The organism is Mesorhizobium delmotii (assembly GCF_900149755.1).
Lineage (GTDB): Bacteria > Pseudomonadota > Alphaproteobacteria > Rhizobiales > Rhizobiaceae > Mesorhizobium > Mesorhizobium delmotii.
Window position 1 is genome coordinate 201,265 of record NZ_FUIG01000070.1, and the last position, 21,813, is coordinate 223,077.

A 21,813-nucleotide genomic window follows, 5' to 3' on the forward strand; every position below is an offset into this window, starting at 1 on the left:
GTGGCACAATCCATAAGCACATCTTGGGGACAATGGCTTCGTCGAAGCACAAATGCTCACGAAATGCTCTGTCTGCCCAATTATTGTGCGGACGAAAGCGCCGACAATGTGTAGGTTCCCAGTATCCATGACGCATCCAACGCAGCGAATGACGCGAATTTACCCCCCAACGCGGCATGGCATCGAAATCGCGTGATACCGCTTCGAATCCCCTCAAATTGGCACAATTCGTGCTTGAAGGAGGCGCAAGCGGGGCTCACAACCCGTCTTTTTGGCAGTGGAGGCCATTTTTTACATGAAAAAGATCGAAGCGATCATCAAGCCGTTCAAGCTAGACGAAGTGAAGGAAGCGCTTCAGGAGGCCGGGCTGCAAGGCATCACCGTTACGGAGGCCAAGGGTTTTGGCCGCCAGAAGGGCCATACCGAACTCTATCGCGGCGCTGAATATGTCGTGGATTTTCTGCCCAAGGTGAAAATCGAAGTCGTGCTCGGCGACGAGGCGGTCGAAGGCGCGATCGAAGCCATTCGCAAGGCGGCCCAGACCGGCCGCATCGGCGACGGCAAGATCTTTGTCTCCAACATCGAGGAAGTCGTGCGCATCCGCACCGGCGAAACAGGGATGGACGCGGTCTGAGCTTTCTGATTTCAGATCATTTCCTCGAAACGTCATCAGACAGGGAAACATGACATGACGACAGCCAAAGACATCATGAAGCAGATCAAGGACAACGACGTTAAATTCGTTGATCTGCGCTTCACCGATCCGAAGGGCAAGCTGCAGCACGTGACGATGGATGTCGTCGAGGTCGAGGAAGACATGTTTGCCGACGGCGTCATGTTCGATGGGTCCTCCATCGCCGGCTGGAAGGCGATCAACGAGTCCGACATGGTGCTGATGCCCGATACCGAGACGGTGCATATGGACCCGTTCTTCGCGCAGTCGACCATGGTCATCCTGTGCGATATCCTCGACCCGATCTCCGGAGAATCCTACAACCGCGACCCGCGCGGCACCGCCAAGAAGGCCGAAGCCTATATGAAGGCGGAAGGCATCGGCGATCAGATCTTCGTCGGCCCGGAAGCCGAGTTCTTCGTGTTCGACGATGTCAAGTACAAGACCGATCCGTACAACACCGGCTTCAAGCTCGACTCCACCGAATTGCCGTCCAACGACGACACCGACTATGAGACCGGCAACCTCGGTCACCGTCCGCGCATCAAGGGCGGCTATTTCCCGGTGCCGCCGATCGACTCGGCGCAGGACATGCGCTCGGAGATGCTGACCGTGCTCGCCGAAATGGGCGTGCGGGTCGAAAAGCATCACCACGAAGTGGCCGCTGCCCAGCACGAACTCGGCATCAAGTTCGACACGCTGGTCCGCAACGCCGACAAGATGCTGATCTACAAGTACGTCGTGCACCAGGTCGCCAATGCCTACGGCAAGACGGCCACCTTCATGCCGAAGCCGGTCTTCGGCGACAACGGCTCGGGCATGCACGTCCACCAGTCGATCTGGAAGGAAGGCAGGCCGACCTTCGCCGGCAATGAATATGCCGGCCTGTCCGAGAGCTGCCTGTTTTACATCGGCGGCATCATCAAGCACGCCAAGGCGATCAACGCTTTCACCAACCCGCTGACCAACTCCTACAAGCGCCTGGTCCCGGGCTATGAAGCGCCGGTGCTGCTCGCCTATTCGGCGCGCAACCGCTCTGCCTCCTGCCGCATCCCGTTCGGCTCGTCGCCGAAGGCCAAGCGCGTCGAGGTCCGCTTCCCCGATCCCGGCGCGAACCCTTACCTCGCCTTTGCCGCCATGCTGATGGCCGGCCTCGACGGCATCAAGAACAAGATCCATCCCGGCCAGCCGATGGACAAGGATCTCTACGACCTGCCGCCGAAGGAACTGAAGAAAATCCCGACTGTGTGCGGCTCGCTGCGCGAAGCCTTGCAGAGCCTCGACAAGGACCGTGGCTTCCTGAAGGCTGGCGGCGTGTTCGACGACGACCAGATCGACAGCTATATCGAGCTCAAGATGGCCGAAGTGATGCGCTTCGAAATGACCCCGCATCCGGTCGAGTACGACATGTATTATTCGGTCTGACCGGATCGGCTAAGCGACAAACGAAACCCCGCCGGAGCGATCCGGCGGGGTTTTTTGTTTGGGATGGAGAACACTCAATCGAGCAGTTGGTGTTGTCGCCCTTGGCAAAAACCCGACGCGACGAGAGCTAGACACGGCGCAGACACAGACGTCTGCGCCGTGAGCGATGCTCAAGCGGCGGCCGAAACTTCGGCGCTGGTCGGGACGGAGGCGATCGTCTTCAGGATCTGGGAAGCGATCTGGTAGGGGTCGCCCTGCGAGTTCGGGCGGCGATCCTCGAGATAGCCCTTGTAGCCATTGTTGATGAAGGAATGCGGCACGCGGATCGAGGCGCCGCGGTCGGCGATGCCATAGCTGAACCTGTTCCAAGGCGCGGTCTCATGCTTGCCGGTCAAACGCTTGTCGTTGTCCGGCCCGTAGACGGCGATGTGATCCATCAGGTTCTTGTCGAAGGCGGCCATCAGCGCCTCGAAATAGTCCTTGCCGCCGACTTCGCGCATGTAAGCGGTCGAGAAGTTGGCGTGCATGCCGGAACCATTCCAGTCGGTGTCGCCGAGCGGCTTGCAGTGGTATTCGATATCGATGCCGTATTTCTCGGTGAGGCGCTGCATCAGGTAGCGGGCCATCCACATCTGGTCGGCGGCCTTCTTGGAGCCTTTGCCGAAGATCTGGAATTCCCACTGGCCCTTGGCCACCTCGGCGTTGATGCCTTCATGGTTGATGCCGGCGGCAAGGCAGAGGTCGAGATGCTCCTCGACGATCTGCCTGGCGACGCTGCCGACGTTGCTGTAGCCGACGCCGGTGTAGTACGGGCCTTGCGGCGCAGGGTAACCGCTCTCGGGGAAGCCGAGCGGGCGACCGTCCTTGTAGAAGAAATACTCCTGCTCGAAGCCGAACCAGGCGCCCTCGTCGTCGAGGATGGTTGCGCGCTTGTTGGATGCATGCGGCGTCATGCCGTCCGGCATCATCACTTCGCACATGACGAGCACGCCGTTTGTGCGCGCAGGGTCCGGATAGATGGCGACCGGCTTCAGCACGCAGTCGGACGAGTGGCCTTCGGCCTGCATGGTCGAGGAACCGTCGAAGCCCCACAGCGGAAGCTGGTCGAGCGTCGGGAACTCGGCATATTCCTTGATCTGCGTCTTTCCACGAAGGTTGGGAACCGGGGTGTATCCATCGAGCCAAATGTACTCGAGCTTGTATTTCGTCATTCTAGCCTCTCGTTGCTTTGATCACCGAACCTTGGACGGCGCTGGCGTGCCAGCCACCCTGCAGCCGACCTGCCGGATTATTAAAAAGCAATTCGTGTGCCATTCTCGCCGGCAAAGGATGCGGCAGAAGTGACGCCGGATCCCGACAAAATTCATTGCGCCGTCACCGCAATGCGTCCGGATCAATCACAAGCACATTTCGCACAAATAATAGGCAACTACTGATCTTTTCGTAATCATGTTGCCTAACTGGATTGCAGAACCTATGTTCGGGAAAGATTGAATCGGCAAGGCTCTGCAGAAGAAGGGAGACCGACAATGGAAATCACTCCTGCCCGTCAGTCGGCCAAAATCCTGATGTTCCCGGTGGCAGCGCGCGCTTCTGCCTCAAATTTAAGCGGAAAGGCTAAGTTCGCGGCAGAACTTGCTTCATTGCGCAACCGTACGGATTTCGGAAGCGGCTGGTATCACGAAGCGGCCATCGAGGAAGAAAAACAGGACCGGAAGAGCTAAACCTTTCCTCCGCATCGCTTTTGACGAATTGCAAAGCCCGGCGCGATCACTCACGCCGGGCTTTTCATTTTTGCTGTCAGGCGAGGATCAGGTCTTGGCGTGCAAGTCCGTTCCCAGCGTATCCTTGACAAAGATCATACCGATGACCAGCGACATCGCTGCGATCACCACCGGATACCAGAGGCCGTAATAGATATCGCCGCTGTAGGCGCTGAGCGCGAACACCGTCGCCGGCAGCAGGCCCCCGAACCAGCCATTGCCGATGTGATAGGGCAACGACATGCCGGTATAGCGGATGCGGGTCGGGAACATCTCGACCAAGATCGCGGCTATCGGTCCGTAGACCATGGTCACGTAAAGGACCAGGACGAACAGGATGCCGATGACCTTTGCCCAGTTGACCTGTTCAGGGTCGGCAAACATCGCAAAGGCGCCTGCTGCCGGGACGCTGTAGACGGTGACCTCAGGCGCTCCCGCCTTGGCCTCTTCGGCCGTAAGCAGCTTGTCCTTAATCGCCTGGTCGGCCGCAACCGTCGTCTTGTCGCCGGCGCGGATTGCGGCGGCGTCGAGCTTCAGTTCCGGATTGGCCGCGACGAAGGCGTCAAGCTTCTGGTCGGCGACCTTGGCCGCAGCACGCTTCAGCGGATAGCCGCCGTCCTGCAACGCAATGTTGATTGCCTTCTTGAACGCAGCGTCGCTTGAAGCTGCCTTGTCTGCGGCTGCCACGGCATCATAGGACGTCACCGTTTCGTTGCCGATCTTGACACTGGCCGCGGTGCCCGCTGCCGCTGTCGTGACAATGTCATAGGGCACGGAGCTCTTTGCAAGGAAATCCGTCGCAATATCGCACGACGTGAGAGGCTTGCGCGTTCCGGTCGGATTGAACTGGAACTTGCAGTCGCCAGGCGCAGCGGTAATCGTGGCACGGGTGTTTTGCTGGGCAGTGGCGAGCGCCGGGTTGGCTGCCCAGGTCAGCGCCTTGAACAGCGGGAAGGTGGTGACGATCGCCAGCGCCAGGCCAGCCATGATGATCGGCTTGCGGCCAATCTTGTCGGAGAGCCAGCCGAACACGACGAAAAAGATCGTGCCGAGCGCCAGCGCGATGGCGATCATGATGTTGACCGACTGGCCGTCGACCTTGAGCACGTTCTGCAGGAAGAACAGCGCGTAGAATTGGCCGTTGTACCAGACCACGGCCTGGCCGGCGGTAAGGCCGAGAAGCGCCAGAATGGCGATCTTGGCATTTTTCCATTGGCCGAACGCTTCCGTCAGCGGCGCCTTGGAACCCTTACCTTCGTCCTTCATCCGCTGGAATGTCGGCGATTCGGCAAGCGACAGGCGAATCCAGACCGAAATGCCCAGCAGGATCGCTGAAACCAGGAACGGAATGCGCCAGCCCCACTCCGCGAAGTCTTCCTTGCTCAGCGAATTCTGCACGGTCAGGATGACGATCAGCGACAGGAACAGGCCGAGCGTGGCCGTCGTCTGGATCCATGACGTGTAGAAGCCACGACGATCGTCGGGCGCGTGCTCGGCGACGTAGGTCGCGGCACCGCCATACTCGCCACCGAGCGCCAGTCCCTGCAGCATGCGCAGCGCAACCAGGATGATCGGCGCTGCGATGCCCCAACTGGCCGCGCCAGGAAGTATGCCGACCAGGAAGGTCGACAGACCCATGATCAGGATGGTGACGAGAAAAGTGTATTTGCGGCCGACGAGGTCGCCGATGCGGCCGAATACCAGCGCACCGAACGGGCGCACGAGGAAGCCTGCGGCGAAAGCCAGCAGCGTGAAGATGTTGCGCGTTGTTTCAGGATACTGAGTGAAGAACGCAGCGCCGATCGAGGCCGCCAAGGTGCCGTAGAGATAAAAATCATACCATTCGAAAACGGTGCCGAGTGAGGAAGCGAAGATGACTTTCTTCTCTTCCCGCGTCATGCCGCGGCTTGCTCTGCCGGCGGTCGCTGCCATTACCATGAATTCGTCCTCCCGTGACATCTCGCTGTGCTTAATGCTGCGCGGTGTCGTGCCTAGACACGAACTCGGGCAACAATCGCCGCGAGAAATGACAGAAAGCGCCGCCCAGAGGCAGCCCGCCTTTGGGATTATGACTTTGGTCCAATGCATCGGCCCGAAGATCGGAATCGATCTACGGAAAGCATGATGCATAGATTTCAAAGTGTTAGAGCGTACTTCGCACGTCCAACTGGAACGCACGTCGCTCCAATGTGCTACGCGAAACGAATGCGGGCGGCGATTGCGGTCAGCCCTTGAGCGCATCGAGAAGACCGACCGCCGCCATGAAATCGCGTTTGCGGTGGGCACGGCGGGCGACAGCCTCCGCGTCATGTCCCCAGTGCTCGGCCTGCCAGTCCTCGTCGACATGGCCGGCAGTCCAGGCGGCGTCGCCGTCGATCTCGCCGAACTCGACGGCCAGCGCCAGCAGCGCCGATCCCGTCAGCGACGTCATGACGTGGATGGCCGCCAGCCGTAGCGGGTCGGCACGCTGGGCAAGATGAACCCCGAGCACCGCGATGCTCTCGCGCGGCTGCTCGACATGGATCACCCCTTCGGCGAGGTGAAACCGGGCGCCAAGCGCACTCCGCGCCCAGTCGATGATGGGATCCCAATGTTCGTTCTGCCGGTCGACCAGCCCTTGTGGGGCATCGGCGCGATAGCAGAGCAGATCGGACGAGGCGAAGCGCAGGACGTCCTCCAGTACCGCCTGCGGGTCGCTGGCGACGCCGTCGATGGCCGTGTTGACCAGACGCATGACCGGCATCGTCATCGGGTCGATGGTCTCACCTTGCGCAGCGAACTCGTCGGCGACCAGCGCGGCCGCTTTTTCGGTCGGCAGCACCAGCAGCGCCTTGCCCGGCGTGCGAACCGGCTTGCCATCGAGATGAATGGCAAAACCATTTTCGGCCGGTGCGACCGAGACGGCTTTGTAGAAGCGTTTCGGCAGGTGCGTCTTCATCTGGATCTGGGCACGGCGTACCGGATCCGGATCGGAGAGCTGCTTTCCCGCTTCGAGGTCGTTGAGAATATCGCGCATGCCGGAGCCTTTCATCCGGGGATCTGTTTTCGGGCCGGCCGATTCACAATGATCAGGCCGGCTGCGATGAGGCCGAGTGCCAGGAAAATACGAATGGTCAGCGGCTCGTTCAAGATGATGGCGCCGTGAAGGCGACGATGTAGACGGCCTGAAAAAGCAGAGCCAAGGTCGGCAAAGCGGCGAAGTCGCGGACAGGCTGCCCGGCGAAAGGCAGCACCAAGGCGCCTACCATCGCAGCGCCGGCCAGTTGATAGAGCAGCAATTTCTCGGCGCTCGTTTCCGCCAATTTCGTGCGCTTGATGACGATGTAGGTCAAGGCCCAGAGAATGCCGGCGCCGAGACTGAGCAGGTCACCGGTCAGTGTCGCACCATTGTCGGCGCTCAACTGGTCGGAAAACACCGCGACCAGGCCAGCGAATGCGAGCAGAAGTCCGACGAGCCGGCGCAAGGTGATGCGTTCGCCCAGCAGGAAATGCCCGCCGACCAGTACCCAGAACGGCATGGTGTTGACCAGCAAGGTGTTGCGCGCGACGGTCGTCTGTTCGAGCCCGACATAGAGAAACAGGAACTCGAGACCAAAAAGCGCGCCTGCCAGAATGCCGGCGACAAGCGTTCCGTCGCGGGTAAAAAGCACAATACCGCGCCAGCAGCACCAGGCGAGAACGCACAGCCCGCCAATGATCGACCGCGCAATCGACAGGAAAACGGGATCATAGCCGGCATAGGAGATTTTGGCGGCGACGTAGTTCAGCCCCCAGGAAAAGGTCAGTCCGACCATGATGGCAGCCGCCGCCATGTCGACCCTGTCGTGGCGGTCGAGTGTCTCGGTGGCGATACCCACTGGACCTAGTCCTCCGCGCTGGCGTCGTCGAAGCCGATCAGGTTCCAGCTCTGGCGCATATGCGGCGGCATCGGTGCGGTGACGTCGATAAAACCCTTGTCGGGATGCGGGATGACGATGCGGCGCGCGTGCAGATGCAAGCGGTTCTGCATGCCGCCGGGGAAATCCCAATTGGTGTCGGCCTCGAAATATTTGGGGTCACCGATGATCGGGCAGCCGATGTGAGCGGCATGGACGCGAAGCTGGTGGGTACGGCCGGTATAGGGTTCCATTTCCAGCCAGGACAGGGTCTGCGCCGCCTGTTCGACGATCCGGTAATAAGACACCGCGTGGTCGGCACCCTTTTCGCCATGCTTGGCGACGCGCACGCGGTCGCCGTCGGGTGTCGGCTCCTTGATCAGCCAGGTCGAGATCTTGTCCTCGCGCTTCGGCGGCACGCCCTTGACCAGCGCCCAATAGGTCTTCTTGGTCTCACGCGCCCGGAACGCCTCGGCAAGCTTCATGGCGGCGAGCCTGGTGCGGGCGACGACCAGCACGCCTGATGTGTCGCGGTCGAGCCGGTGCACCAGACGCGGTTTCTCGCCCTTCTGGTTGCGCCAGGCTTCCAGCATGTCGTCGACATTGCGGGTGACACCCGAGCCACCCTGGACGGCAAGGCCTGCAGGCTTGTTGAATACGAAGACTTTCGGATCTTCATGGATCAGCATCTTGGCCAGAACGTCGGCGTCGCCCTGGTTGCGGATCGAGTGACCGGTGAGCGGGCTCTCGCCCTTCTTGTCCACTTCGAGCGGCGGGATGCGGACCATCTGGCCCGGCTCGACGCGGGTATCAGCCTTCACCCTGCCACCGTCGACACGGATCTGGCCGGAACGCAGCAGTTTTTGCAGATGGCCGAAGCCAAGCCCCGGAAAATGGGTCTTGAACCAGCGGTCGAGCCGCATACCCGCCTCGCCGGCCTCCACCGTGATCTGTTCAACGCCTGCCATAATTCCAATCGCCGTTTCGCGGGCATGCAACGGCATTCACCGGCACCCGCAACCTCACACTCGATCATTCGTTATCGGTTCCATATTGCAGAACCTGAACTTTCTCCAGTGTGATCAAACCACTTGTCATGATTGTTTCAAGGACGGGCAGGAAAGCGGCTATCTTGTCCTCGTCATCGACGATCTCGATCACAAGGGGCAGATCCTCCGACAGACGGAGGATCTTCGTGGTGTGAAGCCGGCTGGAATGGCCGAACCCCATCGCCCCGCGCAGGACGGTAGCGCCGGCAATCTGCATTTCGCGGGCCTTCAGCACAATCGCCTCATACAGCGGACGGCCGTCTGCCCTGTCGTTCTCGCCGATGAATATGCGCAGCAACTGCGCCTGTCTTGGTATCTTCATTGCCTGGATCCTCTCAGCCGGTTGAGGCGCACTGCAAGGATGTGGCCAAGCCAGACGGCGGCAAGCCACGCTACCACGGAGATCGCGATATTGAGCGCAGCCGCCATAAGCTTCCCGCTTTGCGCGAGGGTGAGCGTTTCAAGGCTGAAGGCGGAGAAGGTCGTCAGGCCACCGCAGAAGCCGGTCATGAAGAACTGGCGCTGCAACGGGCTGGCGAAGACGCGGCCATCCGGCCCCGTCAATGTCGCGTAGAAGCCGATGAGGAATGAGCCGACAATATTCACGAGGAGCGTGCCGAATGGGAATCCATTGCCCCACAGGGCAGTGCTCGTCAGCGAGGCAAGCGCCCGCAGCACGCCGCCGATCATGCTGCCTGCGGCCACGGTCGCATAGATCCGAACCGCTTCGTTCGTTTTGCGCCAGCTAATGAGGCGCGCCGTATGCTCTGCTGCGGCGGTGTCCGGCCCGCCGGAGCGGAGCTTCCGCGGGCTGCTCATGGCGCCCCACTGCCAATCAGAAGACTTCCTGCGGCAAAGCCCAGCGTCACACCACCGAGGCTCAGAAAGACCGAAAGCAGCACATTGCCACCGGCGCGCAGCCATTCGCCCTCGCGCGCCAGTGCCAGCGTCTGCAGGCTAAAGGAGGAAACCGTGGTGTAGCAGCCGAGGCCGCCGGTTGCGGCAAAGGCCCAGATGGCGGGCATGCTGTGGCGCGCCACCGCATGCGCAACGACACCGATCGCAAATGCCCCCGAAACGTTGACGACCATTGTGCCCCAGGGAAAGGTCTCGCCGACCCGGCGGGCGACGAAGCCGGACAGGAAGAAGCGGGCCATTGCGCCGATCGCGCCGCCAAGACAGACAAGCAACAGATGATACATCATGCTCCCTCTTGCCGGTCAAGCTACGGTGTCAGGCAGCTCCGGCCTTCTTGGTCTCAAGAGACCGCAGGGCCGCGCGAGCCTACTTTTGCCGCTCGCCGCGCAGTTTCGCCCAATAGTCGAGCCGTTTCCTGATATCACGCTCGAAACCGCGCTCCGGCGGATCATAGAATGTGCGGCGGCCCATCCTTTCCGGAAAATAATCCTGTCCGGAAAAAGCGTCCGGCTCGTCGTGGTCGTAACGGTAGCCGGTGCCGTAATCTTCTTCTTTCATCAGCTTGGTCGGCGCGTTGAGGATGTGTTTGGGCGGCAGCAGCGAGCCGAACTCCTTCGCCGCCTGAGTGGCGGCCTTGAAGGCGGTGTAGACGGCGTTGGATTTGGGCGCGCTGGCGAGATAGACGGTGGCCTCGGCGAAGGCGAGCTCGCCCTCTGGCGAGCCCAGGTAGTCGTAGGCATCCTTGGCGGCATTGGCGATGACCAGCGCCTGCGGGTCGGCCAGCCCGATATCCTCCATCGCCATGCGCACCAGCCGGCGGCCGAGATAGAGCGGATCCTCGCCGGCGTCGAACATACGGGCGAGATAATAGAGGGCGGCGTCCGGGTCGGAGCCGCGCACCGATTTGTGCAGCGCCGAGATCAGATTGTAGTGGCCGTCCTGGCCCTTGTCGTAGATCGGAGCGCGGCGCTGGACGATGCGCTGCAGGCCCTCGGCGCCGAACACCTCGCCTGACTTGGCGGCGCGCCAGACCTCTTCGGCCAGCGTCAGCGCCGCGCGGCCATCGCCATCGCTCATGCGGATGAGCATCGCCCTCGCCTCGTCGTCGAGCGGCAGCGCACTGCCCTCGGTCTCCTCGGCACGCGCCAGCAGTCTTGCGATGCTGTCCTCACCGAGCGAATGGAAGACCAGCACGCGCGCGCGGGATAGAAGCGCCGCGTTCAGCTCGAAGGACGGGTTCTCGGTGGTGGCGCCAACCAGCACGACGGTGCCGTCTTCCATGACAGGCAGAAAACTGTCCTGCTGGGCGCGGTTGAAGCGATGGATCTCGTCGACGAAGAGCAGCGTCTGACGGCCGTTGGAGCGACGCAGCTTCGCCGCCTCGAACACTTTCTTCAGGTCGGCGACACCGGAAAACACCGCCGATATCTGTTGGAAGGCAAGGCTGGTTTCGCCGGCAAGCAGCCGCGCGACCGTGGTCTTGCCCGTCCCGGGCGGCCCCCAGAAGATCATCGAGCCGAGCGAGCCGGAGCCGATCAGCCGCGTCAGTGCGCCGTCGGGCCCGGTCAGATGCTCCTGGCCAACGACCTCGCCGAGGTTCTTCGGGCGCAGCCGGTCGGCCAGCGGCCTGCCGGGCGGCGCCTTTTCCGGTTCATCGACACTGAACAGATCGGCCATGCACTTCGTTTCGTTGGAGCGCGATCTCGTCCGAAAGATCGACGCTCGGGCTCAGTAACGCAACACCTGGCGCAGTATCTGCCCGCCACGCTCGACGGTAAAGCGCCACCAGCGCGTCTCTTCCATGGCTGCCTGTTCCAGGGTCGCGGCGGTATCGATGGTCAAGCCATTGACCTCGCGAACGATGTCGCCCGGCTGGAACCCGAAATCGGCTGCGGGCGAACCCCGATTGATGTCGACCACCGTAACACCCTTGACATCGGTACGCATGCCGAGCCGCTGGGCGAGCCGGGGCGACAGTTCCGCAACCTTGGCACCGGAAAACGGGCTGCGACCGCGCAGTGTCACTTCCGCGAGTTTTGCACCTTCCGGCGCGCGCTCCAGCGCAATCTCCATCGTCGCTTGCTGGCCTTTGCTGAGGACGCCGAAGCTGGCATTGGTGCCGATCGACAGCGTCGCCATCCGGTAATCCAGCGCCTCGATACTCTCGACCGGCGTGCCGTTGAGCGACAGCACGACATCGCCGGGCTTGAGCCCCGCCGTGGCCGCCGGCCCTGCTTCTTCGACGGTCGAAACCAGCGCCCCGGTCGGGGTCTCCAGACCGAGCGATTCGGCGATCTGCGGCGTCACGCGCTCGAATTCGGCGCCGATATAGGGCCGCTCGAAGAAGTCGCGCCCGGCCTTGGCCGCATCGGCAAACGCGCGAACCATGTTGGAGGGAATAGCAAAGCCGATGCCGATCGAGCCGCCGCTGCGGCTGTAGATCGCCGTGTTGATGCCGACCAGTTGGCCACCCATGTTGATCAGCGCACCGCCGGAATTGCCGGGATTGATCGCGGCGTCGGTCTGGATGAAGAAACTGGAATCGGAAACGCCGATGTGGCTTCGGGCAAGCGCCGAAACGATGCCGCTGGTGGTGGTCTGGCCGACACCGAAGGGATTGCCGATGGCCAGCAACAGGTCACCAACCTCGAGCGCGTCGGAATCGCCGATGGCGACGACCGGAAATGGCTTGTCGGAGGAGATCTTGAGCACGGCGAGGTCAAGCGTCTCGTCCTTGAGCAGCACCTTGCTGTCGAATTCACGCCCGTCCGCGGTGGCGACCTTGACCTGATCGGCGTCCTTGATGAGGTGGAAATTGGTGACCACTATGCCTGTCGGATCGACCAGCACGCCGGAGCCGAGCGAGGACTGCGCACGCGGCTGCGAACGGCCGAAGAACTCTTCGAAGAAAGGATCGCCGTCGAAGGGCGACCTCAACTTGGCCGTTTGCGAAGCATAGACATTGACCACGGCCGGCGCCGTCTGCTTGACCAGCGGCGCGAAGGACAGTTGCACCTCCTCGCGGCCGAAAGGCACGCGCTTGTCTGGACCGGAGGTGGCATTTTCGCCTTCGGCGCCGCGCAGCATGTCGGTCAGCACATCGGACAGACCGGGATCGGCCTTGGTGTCCTGAGCCAGCGCCTGCCTGGTCGCCGGCACGACTGCCAGCGCCATCAAGGCGCAGAGTAGAACAAGGGACATCCGTTTTACGCGCATTCCGAATCCTCCGGGTCGGGCGCCATTGTCCCGACGATTGTGCAAAATGAAAGGCTAAGGCAATGAAATCGAATTATTTTGGGTAGCAAAGCAGCTATCGGTCAGTTGAAACCGGAAAGCCTTGTCGGCCCTCATGAGAAAACAACTCGTTTCATTCCGTGACTTTCTGAAGACCGGCACTTTGGGGCCGGTTATCCCCGGTATGAAAATGATCGAAATTGCCAAAGTGCTTGGAGCGCCGGACGGCTGGCTGACCGAGTATGCGGAGACAGTGCCCGATTATTGGTTTTATGGGACACTTGAGGCCTCGTTTGACAAAGACCCGCCATACGAACTGGATTGGTTTCAGATCGAACATGTGCATGCCATTCGCGGCAAGACCGAACGCATAACGGACCAATTTGCTCTTTCAATGGATGGGTTCAACAGCAGAACAAAGCCATCGGAATTCCTGGCTGCGGGCCTGTGGACACCAGAAGAAGCTATGGTCTTCTACACCGCATCGAGGGACGACATCGAGCTGAACATCTGCGTGGGTCCCATCCAGATTTATTTCCGCGTTGATACTGACTTCATCGAAGATCGGGACGCCAAGAAATATCTGAACGGCGTGACTGTGTCCCAATTGATAAGCGATATCGATCACCGAACGGAGATCGATAGTATTTATTCCTATTCGCACCCCGCAATCGAGCAGATTACAAACGCGATTGATTGGAGGCCGATAGGCGGAAGAGACTACCTCAACTTTGCTCGGTAAGAGGTAGCCACCCCAACGAAAAAGGGGCCCTCGGGCCCCTTAAACTTGATCAGAAGAAACCGAAGCTTATGCGGCTGCGGCTTCCTCGTCGGTGCCTTCTGCCTCGATGCGGGCACGGTCGCCGGCGCCCTTGGCCGAGGTATCGCGATCGACGAACTCGATGACCGCCATGGCGGCATTGTCGCCGTGGCGGAAGCCCGCCTTCATGATGCGCAGATAGCCGCCGTTGCGGGTGGCGTAGCGCGGCGCGATCGTGTCGAACAGGCGCTTGACGACGCCTTCATTGCCGATCTGAGCAATCACCTGGCGGCGGGCATGCAGATCGCCGCGCTTGCCGAGCGTCACCAGCTTTTCGACGATCGGACGCAGATCCTTCGCCTTCGGCAATGTGGTGAGGATCTGCTCATGCTCGATGAGCGATACGGCAAGGTTGGCAAACATCGACTTGCGATGGCTTATGCTGCGGGCGAACCGGCGGCCTTTAAATCCGTGGCGCATGGCTCTTCTCCTTCATTCCGGGTTCAAGAGGCCACAGCCTCAGTATTGATCTTCGTAACGCTTGGCGAGGTCTTCGATGTTTTCCGGCGGCCAATCCGGCACTTCCATGCCGAGGTGCAGGCCCATCGCCGCCAGGACTTCCTTGATCTCGTTCAGCGACTTGCGGCCGAAGTTCGGGGTGCGCAGCATCTCGGCTTCGGTCTTCTGGATCAGGTCGCCGATATAGACGATGTTGTCGTTCTTCAGGCAGTTGGCCGAACGCACCGAAAGCTCGAGCTCGTCGACCTTCTTGAGCAGCGCCGGGTTGAAGGCAAGCTCGGTCACCTGTTCGGCGGCGACTTCCTTCTGCGGCTCGTCGAAATTGACGAACAGGCCAAGCTGGTCCTGCAGGATGCGGGCGGCGAAAGCCACCGCGTCCTCGCCCGAGATCGAACCGTCGGTGTCGATCGTCATGGTCAGCTTGTCATAGTCGAGGACCTGTCCCTCGCGGGTGTTCTCGACCTTGTAGGAGACCTTCTTGACCGGTGAGTAGAGGCTGTCGACCGGGATGAGGCCGATCGGCGCGTCTTCGGCGCGATTGCGGTCGGCCGGCACGTAGCCCTTGCCGGTATCGACGGTGAACTCCATGCGGATTTCAGCGCCCTCGTCCAGCGTGCAGATGACGTGGTCGGGATTGAGGATCTCGACGTCGCCGACCGTCTGGATGTCGCCGGCGAGAACAGCGCCCGGTCCCTGCTTGCGCACGACCATGCGCTTGGGGCCGTCACCTTCCATGCGGATGGCGATTTCCTTGATGTTCAAGACGATGTCGGTCACGTCCTCGCGCACGCCGGCGATGGACGAGAATTCATGCAGAACGCCATCGATCTGCACGGCGGTCACAGCCGCGCCACGCAGTGAAGACAGAAGCACGCGACGCAGCGCATTGCCGAGGGTGAGACCAAAGCCGCGCTCGAGCGGCTCGGCGACCAGCGTGGTCAGCGTCTTCTTCTTCGACGAAAACTCGATCTTGTTCGGCTTGATCAGTTCCTGCCAATTTTTCTGGATCATGATGCTTTCCTTCCGTTGACCCGCCACCATCCAATCGTGGCGGGCGACCTGGAATGCCGTGGAGGAACGCTACTGGGCGTTCGCGCGGCGTTCGGTAATTCTTTAGACGCGGCGCTTCTTGCGCGGGCGGCAGCCATTGTGCGGGATCGGCGTCACATCACGGATCGAGGTGATGGTGAAGCCGGCTGCCTGCAGCGCACGCAGCGCCGATTCACGACCGGAGCCGGGTCCGCAGACCTCGACCTCGAGCATGCGCATGCCGTGTTCCTGGGCCTTCTTGGCAACGTCCTCGGCAGCCATCTGAGCAGCAAACGGGGTCGACTTGCGAGACCCCTTGAAGCCCTGGGCTCCCGCCGACGACCAGGCAATCGAATTGCCCTGCGCGTCGGTGATGGTGATCATCGTGTTGTTGAAGGTCGAGTTGACGTGGGCAACGCCCGACGAGATATTCTTGCGTTCGCGACGGCGAACACGTGTGGCTTCCTTGGCCATGATGGTCCTTTCAGTTGATCTCTACACCGCCGTAATGCCAGCGGCTCCACCAGGGAGAAGGCAGTAGGGGAATACGGCAGTAGGGCAGTATGTCTGCCGATCCTATTGCCTTACTGCCCTACTCCCGTACTGCCCTAAATTACTTCTTCTTGCCGGCGATCGACTTGGCCGGGCCCTTGCGGGTGCGCGCATTGGTATGCGTGCGCTGGCCGCGAACCGGTAGCGAGCGGCGATGACGCAGGCCGCGATAGCAGCCGAGGTCCATGAGCCGCTTGATGTTCATCGACACTTCGCGGCGCAGATCGCCCTCGACCTGATAGTCGCGGTCGATCGTCTCGCGGATCTGCAGCACTTCCGCGTCGGTCAGCTGGTTGACGCGGCGCTCGGCCGGGATGCCGACCTTGTCGACGATCTCCTGGGCGAAGTTCTTGCCAATGCCGTGAATGTACTGAAGCGCAATGACGACGCGCTTGTTGGTCGGAATGTTGACGCCGGCTATACGAGCCATGTTCTTCTCTTCTCCATTTGGGCCGGACAAGCCGGCGCTATCAAAGTTGCCCCGCGTCCGGTGGAGGCCGGCCCATGCGGGAGTTTCCAGTTCAAAGCGGCTGCCTTGCCCTTGCGGGCAAGCAAGCCTCATGCCTGATAGGAAGACGGGCCGCCATACCCCAGCGAACCGCTCCCGTCAAGCGTAATCGTTCAATTCTCTAGCTGGCCGCCTGGCCAACCTGCTGGGTCGTCGCCGTGAGCACCACTTCGATCTGTCGCGTCACCGCATCGATGTCGGCCATGCCGTCGACACCTCTCAGCTTGCCCTTGGCATAGTAGTAGCCGATCAGCGGCGACGTTTTCTTATAGTACTCCTTCAGACGCTCTTCGAACACTGCCGGATTGTCGTCCTTGCGTACCGGCAGACCCGCGGCCTTGGCCTCTTCGGCGCGCTTGCCGATTCGACCAACCAGCGCCCTGTCGTCAACGACCAGTTCGATGACGGCGTCGAGAGTGAGGCCGCGATCCGAGAGCATCGATTCAACCGCGTCCGCCTGCACCAAGGTTCGCGGGTATCCGTCAAGGATGAAACCGTTTGCGCAATCGGCCTGATCGATACGCTCGGCCACAATGGCGTTGACGATGGCGTCGGAGACCAGTTCGCCAGCGTCCATCACCGCCTTGGCGCGCTTGCCGACTTCGGTGCCGGCCTGGACAGCAGCGCGCAGCATATCGCCCGTGGAGAGTTGGGGTATGCCGTATTTTTCTACCAGTCTTTGTGCTTGCGTCCCCTTGCCCGCCCCTGGCGGCCCAAGCAATATCAACCTCATCTGGCCTTCTTCCCCCCGCGCAGCTTCGACTTCTTGATCAGGCCCTCATACTGGTGCGCGATCAGGTGACCCTGAATCTGCGCCACCGTATCGAGCGTTACACTGACCACGATCAGAAGCGATGTGCCACCGAGGTAGAATGGTACGCCAGTCGCTGAAATCAGGAACTCGGGCAGCAGACACACCAGCACCAGATAGATGGCGCCGACGACGGTGATGCGGGTGAGAACATAGTCGATGTAATCGGCGGTGCGCTCGCCCGGACGGTAGCCCGGAATGAAACCCGAATGCTTCTTGAGCTGGTCGGCGGTGTCCTTCGGGTTGAAGACGATCGCCGTATAGAAGAAGGCGAAAAACACGATCATCGCCGCATAGAACGCCATGTAGAGCGGCTGGCCATGGCCGAGTGCCGCCAGGACGGTGCTGGCCCAGGCTGGCATATTGGTCGTCTGCGAGAAGCCGGCGACCGTCGCCGGCAGCAACAGCAGCGAAGAGGCGAAGATCGGCGGAATGACGCCGGCCGTGTTGAGCTTGAGAGGCAGGTGCGAGGTGTCGCCCTGGAACATGCGGTTGCCGACCTGGCGCTTCGGATACTGGATCAGCAAGCGCCGCTGGGCGCGTTCGAAGAACACGATCAGCGCGATGACGACGACGGCGAGAACGATGATCGCCAGGATCAGGCCGGTCGACAGCGCGCCGGTGCGGCCAAGTTCCAGCGTACCGGAGATGGCTTGCGGCAGGCCGGCGACGATACCGGAAAAGATGATCAGCGAAATGCCGTTGCCGATGCCGCGGGCGGTGATCTGCTCGCCGAGCCACATCAGGAACATGGTGCCGCCGACCAGCGTGATGACAGTCGAGATGCGGAAGAACATGCCGGGATCGCTGACGATGCCGTTGCCGCCTTCCAGCCCGACCGCAATGCCGTAGGCCTGGACCAGTGCCAAAAGCACGGTGCCGTAGCGGGTATACTGGTTGATGACCTTGCGGCCCTGTTCGCCTTCCTTCTTCAGCGACTCCAGAGACGGGATAACGGAGGTCATCAGCTGCATGATGATGGAAGCGGAGATATAGGGCATGATGCCGAGGGCAAAGATCGCCATGCGCTCCACGGCGCCACCGGCGAACATGTTGAACATGCCAAGTACGCCCTTGCTCTGCGACGAGAAGGCCTGGGCGAAAGCGTCCGGATTGATGCCGGGCAGCGGGATATAGGTGCCGAGGCGATAGACGAGCAGCGCGCCGATGGTGAACCAGATGCGCTTCTTCAGATCCTCCGCCTTGGCGAAGGCCGAGAAATTCAGATTCGAGGCTAGTTGTTCAGCAGCCGAAGCCATGCCTGATTCTCCGCTTGGTCACGCTCGATGGCCCGCAACTCAGGCGGCGCGTGTCACCGAAGCTCACGAGATAAGCTCCGGACTGCAAACATGCAAGCGGCCGCGTTGATGCGGCCGCCATATTGATTGGATCAAAGCGCAAATCGAAAGCGAAACGTGTCCCACTCTTGCCGATCGCGCTTCAAATCGCCGTTACTCGGCGGCTGCCTTTTCCGGCAGCTTCACCGAACCGCCGGCCTTTTCGATCTTCTCGATGGCAGCCTTGGAGGCGCCGGCCACGTCGAAGGCGAGCTTGGCCTTGATGTCGCCGTCCGAGAGGATGCGCACGCCGTCCTTGACGCGGCGGATGACGCCGGCCGCGACCAGCGCTTCGGCTGTCACGGTCGTCTTGGCGTCGAGCTTCTTGGCGTCGAGCGCGGCCTGGATGCGGGCCAGCGACACGACGGCAAAGCTCTTGGCGAAGATGTTGTTGAAGCCACGCTTCGGCAGACGCCGGTAGAGCGGCATCTGGCCACCCTCGAAGCCGTTGACGGCGACGCCGGAGCGCGCCTTCTGGCCCTTGACGCCGCGACCAGCGGTCTTGCCCGAGCCGGAACCGATGCCGCGGCCGAGACGCTTCTTGGAATGCGTCGCGCCGTCCTTGTCACGCAGATCGTTGAGTTTCATCTGAGTTCTCCTGCGCTCTGGTTCAGCCCTCGTCCACGACGCGGACGAGATGCTGGACGGCAGCGATCATGCCGCGCACGGAGGGGGTGTCCTCCAGCGTGCGCTGCTTGTGCATCTTGTTGAGGCCGAGGCCGACCAGCGTCGCGCGCTGCTCCTTCGGCCGGCGGATCGGCGAACCGATCTGCTCGACGGTGATGGTCTTGGTTGCTTTCTTGGCCATGGTCAAAATCCCTGGTCAGCGTCGACTATTCTTCGGCCGCAACGGCGGTGCCGCGGCGGGCCTGAAGGGTCGAATACTTGATGCCGCGCGCAGCAGCTACATCCTTTGGATGCATCTGGCTCTTCAGCGCATCGAAGGTGGCGCGAACCATGTTGTACGGGTTCGACGAACCCATCGACTTGGCGACCACGTCATGCATGCCGAGCGTCTCGAAGACGGCGCGCATCGGGCCGCCGGCGATGATGCCGGTACCCTGCTTGGCAGCGCGCAGCAGAACGCGTCCGGCACCCCAGCGTCCCTCGACGTCGTGGTGCAGCGTACGGCCCGAGCGCAGCGGCACGAAGATCATGTCGCGCTTGGCCGATTCGGTCGCCTTGCGGATCGCCTCAGGCACTTCGCGCGCCTTGCCATGACCGAAGCCGACGCGGCCCTTCTGGTCGCCGACGACGACGAGTGCTGCAAAGCCGAAGCGCCGGCCGCCCTTGACGACCTTGGCGACGCGATTGATGTGGACGAGCTTGTCCACCATGCCGTCGTCGCGCTCTTCGCGATCACGGCCGCGGCCGCCATCCCTACGTTCCTGTGCCATATCCTGTTCCTTGTTTTTTTCCGGAAGCACGGTTGATGATGATATCCGGCACCTCTGTGGGTTGCCGGGGGCGAAACTCATTTTTTCTTCGCATGATCTTATCCGAAAAGTCTGCAACGTTTTGCTGCGCTGACCTCCGGTTCGGGATCATGCTTTAGAAGCTCAAGCCGCCTTCACGGGCAGCCTCGGCCAGCGCCTTGACGCGGCCGTGATAGATGTACGGTCCGCGGTCGAAGACGACTTCCTTGACGCCGGCCTTCGAAGCGCGCTCGGCAATCAGCTTGCCGATGGCCACAGCGGCGGCAGTGTCGGCACCGGTCTTGAGCGAACCCTTGAGGTCCTTCTCCAGCGTCGAGGCGGCAGCGATGGTGTGGCCCTTGGCGTCGTCGATGACCTGGACGTAAATGTTCTTCGACGTGCGGTGGACCGACAGACGCGGACGCTCGCCGGCGACCTTCTTGATCTGGCGGCGGACGCGCTGAGCGCGGCGTTGTGTGGATTCTTTCGAGCCCATGATATCAGTTCCTTGCCTTCAAAAAACGGGGGCAACCCTGTGCGGTAGGACAAGCCTCCCGCGACCGCTCCCCGCGGCGTTGAAATTACTTCTTCTTGCCTTCCTTGCGGACGATCTTCTCGCCAGCGTAACGGACGCCCTTGCCCTTGTACGGCTCGGGACCGCGATATTCGCGGATCTCGGCAGCAACCTGACCGACCTTCTGCTTGTCGATGCCGGTCACGGTGATTTCCGTCGGCTTCGGCACGGTGATCGTGATGTCCTGCGGCGTTTCGTAGACGACATCATGGCTGAAGCCGAGCGCCAGCTGCAGGTTCTTGCCCTGCATGGCGGCGCGATAGCCGACGCCGGTGATCTCAAGCTTCTTTTCGAAACCGTCCTTGACGCCCTGCAGGATGTTGACGATCTGCGTGCGCGACATGCCCCATTTGGAACGGGCGGTCTTGGTCTGGTCGCGTGGCTGGACAGCGATCTCGCTGCCTTCCATCTTGACCAGCACTTCGTCGTTCACCACGAACTTCAGCTCACCCTTGGGGCCCTTCGCCGTGACGGTCTGGCCGTCGACGGTCGCGGTCACGCCCTGCGGCAGCGAAACGGGTTTCTTTCCAATACGAGACATTTTGTTGTCCTCGTCACTTCTCTTGTTTCAGGTCTCTGTTTCGAGCGTGATCTTGTCCGAAAGCCGGGTTCCACTTTTCACTGCGTGGTTCGGTTCGGGATCGCGCTCCAGATCAGAAGATCTGGCAGAGGATTTCCCCGCCGACATTCTGTTCACGCGCTTCGTGGTCGGCCATCACGCCCTTCGGTGTCGAAAGGATGGCGATGCCGAGGCCGTTGGCGACGTGCGGGATCGACTTCGCCGAAACGTAAACGCGACGGCCCGGCTTCGAGACGCGGGCGATTTCGCGCACGACCGGCGCACCGTCGAAATACTTCAGCTCGATCTCGATTTCGGACTTGCCGTTGTCGAAGTCGGTCTGGCTGTAGTCGCGGATATAGCCTTCCGCCTTCAGCACGTCGAGGACGCGGGTACGCAGGCGCGAGGCCGGCGTCGAAACGCTCGACTTCTTGCGGCCATAGGCGTTGCGGATGCGGGTCAGCATATCGCCGAGAGGATCGCTCAATGACATGTTATGTCCTCCTTACCAGCTCGACTTGACCAGGCCCGGGATCTGGCCGTTGTTGCCGAGATCACGAAGCGCGATGCGCGATACTTTGAGCTTGCGATAGTAGGCACGCGGGCGTCCGGTGACTTCGCAGCGGTTGCGGATGCGGATCTTGGCCGAGTTGCGCGGCAGTGCCGCAAGCTTCAGCTGAGCGCGGAAGCGCTCTTCCATCGGCTTGGACTGATCCATGATGATCGCCTTGAGGGCCTTACGCTTGGCAGCGTACTGGTCCACAAGCTTGCGGCGCCTGTTGTTCTTCTCGACTGAGCTGGTCTTTGCCATT

The 21,813-nt window shown here is 61.3% G+C and carries 26 protein-coding genes and 1 pseudogene; 4 read left to right on the forward strand and 23 right to left on the reverse strand.

Going from position 1 to position 21,813, the window contains the following annotated elements:
- Positions 1-295: 295 nt before the first annotated feature.
- Together BQ8482_RS33635 and glnA are read left to right on the forward strand one after the other, a co-directional pair.
- On the forward strand, positions 296-634 hold the full coding sequence (locus BQ8482_RS33635) for a P-II family nitrogen regulator (RefSeq protein WP_095494897.1): 339 nt from the start codon (positions 296-298) through the stop codon (positions 632-634).
- Positions 635-688: 54 nt separating this feature from the next.
- A complete protein-coding gene (gene glnA, locus BQ8482_RS33640) occupies positions 689-2,098 on the forward strand; it encodes a type I glutamate--ammonia ligase (RefSeq protein WP_123151492.1) in 1,410 nt (469 codons plus the stop codon).
- 170 nt (positions 2,099-2,268) lie between these two features.
- On the opposite strand, the gene BQ8482_RS33645 is transcribed toward glnA, so the two are convergent.
- Entirely contained in the window at positions 2,269-3,309 is a 1,041-nt protein-coding gene (locus tag BQ8482_RS33645) for a glutamine synthetase beta-grasp domain-containing protein (RefSeq protein ID WP_123151493.1), read from the reverse strand.
- Positions 3,310-3,627: 318 nt separating this feature from the next.
- On the opposite strand from BQ8482_RS33645, the gene BQ8482_RS33650 reads away from it, so the two are divergent.
- The gene (locus tag BQ8482_RS33650) at positions 3,628-3,822 is read left to right on the forward strand and encodes a DUF2735 domain-containing protein (protein WP_123151494.1); all 195 of its coding nucleotides are present in this window, start codon (positions 3,628-3,630) and stop codon (positions 3,820-3,822) included.
- A gap of 87 nt (positions 3,823-3,909) precedes the next feature.
- On the opposite strand, the gene BQ8482_RS33655 is transcribed toward BQ8482_RS33650, so the two are convergent.
- The 9 genes and pseudogenes from BQ8482_RS33655 to BQ8482_RS33695 all read right to left on the reverse strand — a co-directional run bounded on the left by BQ8482_RS33655 (position 3,910) and on the right by BQ8482_RS33695 (position 12,919).
- Positions 3,910-5,799 carry an MFS transporter gene (locus BQ8482_RS33655; RefSeq protein ID WP_123151495.1) on the reverse strand — a complete coding sequence of 630 codons (1,890 nt, stop codon included), beginning with the start codon at positions 5,797-5,799 and terminating at the stop codon, positions 3,910-3,912.
- Positions 5,800-6,085: 286 nt separating this feature from the next.
- Complete coding sequence (locus BQ8482_RS33660) at positions 6,086-6,877, reverse strand: ATP12 family chaperone protein (RefSeq protein WP_123151526.1); 792 nt, start codon at positions 6,875-6,877, stop codon at positions 6,086-6,088.
- Positions 6,878-6,888: 11 nt separating this feature from the next.
- Positions 6,889-7,673 (reverse strand): annotated as a pseudogene (locus tag BQ8482_RS33665) (DMT family transporter).
- A 50-nt stretch (positions 7,674-7,723) separates the two neighbouring features.
- On the reverse strand, positions 7,724-8,704 hold the full coding sequence (locus BQ8482_RS33670; protein ID WP_123151496.1) for an RluA family pseudouridine synthase: 981 nt from the start codon (positions 8,702-8,704) through the stop codon (positions 7,724-7,726).
- 64 nt (positions 8,705-8,768) lie between these two features.
- Positions 8,769-9,107 (reverse strand): DUF190 domain-containing protein, encoded by a 339-nt coding sequence (locus tag BQ8482_RS33675; RefSeq protein ID WP_123151497.1) that lies wholly within the window; start codon positions 9,105-9,107, stop codon positions 8,769-8,771.
- Positions 9,104-9,475 (reverse strand): fluoride efflux transporter CrcB, encoded by a 372-nt coding sequence (crcB, locus tag BQ8482_RS33680; RefSeq protein ID WP_244603097.1) that lies wholly within the window; start codon positions 9,473-9,475, stop codon positions 9,104-9,106. Before crcB (BQ8482_RS33680) ends, BQ8482_RS33675 begins: the two co-directional genes overlap by 4 nt.
- A 125-nt stretch (positions 9,476-9,600) precedes the next feature.
- The gene (crcB, locus tag BQ8482_RS33685) at positions 9,601-9,990 is read right to left on the reverse strand and encodes a fluoride efflux transporter CrcB (RefSeq protein WP_123151499.1); all 390 of its coding nucleotides are present in this window, start codon (positions 9,988-9,990) and stop codon (positions 9,601-9,603) included.
- 79 nt (positions 9,991-10,069) lie between these two features.
- Entirely contained in the window at positions 10,070-11,380 is a 1,311-nt protein-coding gene (locus BQ8482_RS33690) for a replication-associated recombination protein A (protein ID WP_123151500.1), read from the reverse strand.
- Positions 11,381-11,431: 51 nt separating this feature from the next.
- Positions 11,432-12,919, reverse strand: a complete 1,488-nt coding sequence (locus BQ8482_RS33695) for a DegQ family serine endoprotease (protein WP_123151501.1) — start codon at positions 12,917-12,919, stop codon at positions 11,432-11,434.
- Between the two features lie 133 nt (positions 12,920-13,052).
- Between BQ8482_RS33695 and BQ8482_RS33700 the strand changes: the two genes are divergently transcribed.
- Positions 13,053-13,679: a hypothetical protein gene (locus tag BQ8482_RS33700; RefSeq protein WP_208867943.1), complete on the forward strand. Its 627-nt coding sequence runs from the start codon at positions 13,053-13,055 to the stop codon at positions 13,677-13,679.
- Positions 13,680-13,745: 66 nt separating this feature from the next.
- Here the strand turns inward: BQ8482_RS33700 and rplQ are convergent, their stop codons facing one another.
- From rplQ to rpsN, 13 genes are all read right to left on the reverse strand, one after another.
- The gene (rplQ, locus tag BQ8482_RS33705) at positions 13,746-14,177 is read right to left on the reverse strand and encodes a 50S ribosomal protein L17 (protein ID WP_023799277.1); all 432 of its coding nucleotides are present in this window, start codon (positions 14,175-14,177) and stop codon (positions 13,746-13,748) included.
- A 39-nt stretch (positions 14,178-14,216) separates the two neighbouring features.
- The gene (locus tag BQ8482_RS33710) at positions 14,217-15,227 is read right to left on the reverse strand and encodes a DNA-directed RNA polymerase subunit alpha (protein WP_023799278.1); all 1,011 of its coding nucleotides are present in this window, start codon (positions 15,225-15,227) and stop codon (positions 14,217-14,219) included.
- 102 nt (positions 15,228-15,329) lie between these two features.
- Positions 15,330-15,719, reverse strand: coding sequence for a 30S ribosomal protein S11 (gene rpsK, locus BQ8482_RS33715; protein WP_023799279.1), 390 nt, complete (start codon positions 15,717-15,719; stop codon positions 15,330-15,332).
- A 139-nt stretch (positions 15,720-15,858) separates the two neighbouring features.
- Positions 15,859-16,227, reverse strand: coding sequence for a 30S ribosomal protein S13 (rpsM, locus tag BQ8482_RS33720; protein ID WP_029352234.1), 369 nt, complete (start codon positions 16,225-16,227; stop codon positions 15,859-15,861).
- 199 nt (positions 16,228-16,426) lie between these two features.
- On the reverse strand, positions 16,427-17,038 hold the full coding sequence (locus BQ8482_RS33725) for an adenylate kinase (RefSeq protein ID WP_123151503.1): 612 nt from the start codon (positions 17,036-17,038) through the stop codon (positions 16,427-16,429).
- Positions 17,035-18,375 (reverse strand): preprotein translocase subunit SecY, encoded by a 1,341-nt coding sequence (gene secY / locus BQ8482_RS33730; RefSeq protein ID WP_123151504.1) that lies wholly within the window; start codon positions 18,373-18,375, stop codon positions 17,035-17,037. Before secY ends, BQ8482_RS33725 begins: the two co-directional genes overlap by 4 nt.
- Before the next feature lie 192 nt (positions 18,376-18,567).
- Positions 18,568-19,041 (reverse strand): 50S ribosomal protein L15, encoded by a 474-nt coding sequence (rplO, locus tag BQ8482_RS33735; protein WP_123151505.1) that lies wholly within the window; start codon positions 19,039-19,041, stop codon positions 18,568-18,570.
- A gap of 22 nt (positions 19,042-19,063) precedes the next feature.
- Entirely contained in the window at positions 19,064-19,261 is a 198-nt protein-coding gene (rpmD, locus tag BQ8482_RS33740; protein ID WP_006205449.1) for a 50S ribosomal protein L30, read from the reverse strand.
- Between the two features lie 25 nt (positions 19,262-19,286).
- Positions 19,287-19,850, reverse strand: a complete 564-nt coding sequence (gene rpsE / locus BQ8482_RS33745; RefSeq protein ID WP_006333394.1) for a 30S ribosomal protein S5 — start codon at positions 19,848-19,850, stop codon at positions 19,287-19,289.
- Between the two features lie 154 nt (positions 19,851-20,004).
- Complete coding sequence (gene rplR / locus BQ8482_RS33750) at positions 20,005-20,364, reverse strand: 50S ribosomal protein L18 (RefSeq protein ID WP_029352225.1); 360 nt, start codon at positions 20,362-20,364, stop codon at positions 20,005-20,007.
- Between the two features lie 85 nt (positions 20,365-20,449).
- Entirely contained in the window at positions 20,450-20,983 is a 534-nt protein-coding gene (gene rplF / locus BQ8482_RS33755) for a 50S ribosomal protein L6 (RefSeq protein WP_023799285.1), read from the reverse strand.
- 112 nt (positions 20,984-21,095) lie between these two features.
- On the reverse strand, positions 21,096-21,494 hold the full coding sequence (rpsH, locus tag BQ8482_RS33760) for a 30S ribosomal protein S8 (RefSeq protein WP_006205453.1): 399 nt from the start codon (positions 21,492-21,494) through the stop codon (positions 21,096-21,098).
- Between the two features lie 12 nt (positions 21,495-21,506).
- Positions 21,507-21,812: a 30S ribosomal protein S14 gene (gene rpsN, locus BQ8482_RS33765; protein ID WP_029352223.1), complete on the reverse strand. Its 306-nt coding sequence runs from the start codon at positions 21,810-21,812 to the stop codon at positions 21,507-21,509.
- Position 21,813: the final 1 nt, after the last annotated feature.

What these genes read in the sequence shown, in the direction of transcription:
- BQ8482_RS33635 (WP_095494897.1), top strand. Translation starts at nt 296, where the DNA reads ATGAAAAAGATCGAAGCGATCATCAAGCCGTTCAAGCTAGACGAAGTG.
- glnA (WP_123151492.1), top strand. Translation starts at nt 689, where the DNA reads ATGACGACAGCCAAAGACATCATGAAGCAGATCAAGGACAACGACGTT.
- BQ8482_RS33645 (WP_123151493.1), bottom strand. Translation starts at nt 3,309, where the DNA reads ATGACGAAATACAAGCTCGAGTACATTTGGCTCGATGGATACACCCCG.
- BQ8482_RS33650 (WP_123151494.1), top strand. Translation starts at nt 3,628, where the DNA reads ATGGAAATCACTCCTGCCCGTCAGTCGGCCAAAATCCTGATGTTCCCG.
- BQ8482_RS33655 (WP_123151495.1), bottom strand. Translation starts at nt 5,799, where the DNA reads ATGGTAATGGCAGCGACCGCCGGCAGAGCAAGCCGCGGCATGACGCGG.
- BQ8482_RS33660 (WP_123151526.1), bottom strand. Translation starts at nt 6,877, where the DNA reads ATGCGCGATATTCTCAACGACCTCGAAGCGGGAAAGCAGCTCTCCGAT.
- BQ8482_RS33670 (WP_123151496.1), bottom strand. Translation starts at nt 8,704, where the DNA reads ATGGCAGGCGTTGAACAGATCACGGTGGAGGCCGGCGAGGCGGGTATG.
- BQ8482_RS33675 (WP_123151497.1), bottom strand. Translation starts at nt 9,107, where the DNA reads ATGAAGATACCAAGACAGGCGCAGTTGCTGCGCATATTCATCGGCGAG.
- crcB (WP_244603097.1), bottom strand. Translation starts at nt 9,475, where the DNA reads ATGATCGGCGGCGTGCTGCGGGCGCTTGCCTCGCTGACGAGCACTGCC.
- crcB (WP_123151499.1), bottom strand. Translation starts at nt 9,990, where the DNA reads ATGATGTATCATCTGTTGCTTGTCTGTCTTGGCGGCGCGATCGGCGCA.
- BQ8482_RS33690 (WP_123151500.1), bottom strand. Translation starts at nt 11,380, where the DNA reads ATGGCCGATCTGTTCAGTGTCGATGAACCGGAAAAGGCGCCGCCCGGC.
- BQ8482_RS33695 (WP_123151501.1), bottom strand. Translation starts at nt 12,919, where the DNA reads ATGCGCGTAAAACGGATGTCCCTTGTTCTACTCTGCGCCTTGATGGCG.
- BQ8482_RS33700 (WP_208867943.1), top strand. Translation starts at nt 13,053, where the DNA reads ATGAGAAAACAACTCGTTTCATTCCGTGACTTTCTGAAGACCGGCACT.
- rplQ (WP_023799277.1), bottom strand. Translation starts at nt 14,177, where the DNA reads ATGCGCCACGGATTTAAAGGCCGCCGGTTCGCCCGCAGCATAAGCCAT.
- BQ8482_RS33710 (WP_023799278.1), bottom strand. Translation starts at nt 15,227, where the DNA reads ATGATCCAGAAAAATTGGCAGGAACTGATCAAGCCGAACAAGATCGAG.
- rpsK (WP_023799279.1), bottom strand. Translation starts at nt 15,719, where the DNA reads ATGGCCAAGGAAGCCACACGTGTTCGCCGTCGCGAACGCAAGAATATC.
- rpsM (WP_029352234.1), bottom strand. Translation starts at nt 16,227, where the DNA reads ATGGCTCGTATAGCCGGCGTCAACATTCCGACCAACAAGCGCGTCGTC.
- BQ8482_RS33725 (WP_123151503.1), bottom strand. Translation starts at nt 17,038, where the DNA reads ATGAGGTTGATATTGCTTGGGCCGCCAGGGGCGGGCAAGGGGACGCAA.
- secY (WP_123151504.1), bottom strand. Translation starts at nt 18,375, where the DNA reads ATGGCTTCGGCTGCTGAACAACTAGCCTCGAATCTGAATTTCTCGGCC.
- rplO (WP_123151505.1), bottom strand. Translation starts at nt 19,041, where the DNA reads ATGAAACTCAACGATCTGCGTGACAAGGACGGCGCGACGCATTCCAAG.
- rpmD (WP_006205449.1), bottom strand. Translation starts at nt 19,261, where the DNA reads ATGGCCAAGAAAGCAACCAAGACCATCACCGTCGAGCAGATCGGTTCG.
- rpsE (WP_006333394.1), bottom strand. Translation starts at nt 19,850, where the DNA reads ATGGCACAGGAACGTAGGGATGGCGGCCGCGGCCGTGATCGCGAAGAG.
- rplR (WP_029352225.1), bottom strand. Translation starts at nt 20,364, where the DNA reads ATGGGCTCGAAAGAATCCACACAACGCCGCGCTCAGCGCGTCCGCCGC.
- rplF (WP_023799285.1), bottom strand. Translation starts at nt 20,983, where the DNA reads ATGTCTCGTATTGGAAAGAAACCCGTTTCGCTGCCGCAGGGCGTGACC.
- rpsH (WP_006205453.1), bottom strand. Translation starts at nt 21,494, where the DNA reads ATGTCATTGAGCGATCCTCTCGGCGATATGCTGACCCGCATCCGCAAC.
- rpsN (WP_029352223.1), bottom strand. Translation starts at nt 21,812, where the DNA reads ATGGCAAAGACCAGCTCAGTCGAGAAGAACAACAGGCGCCGCAAGCTT.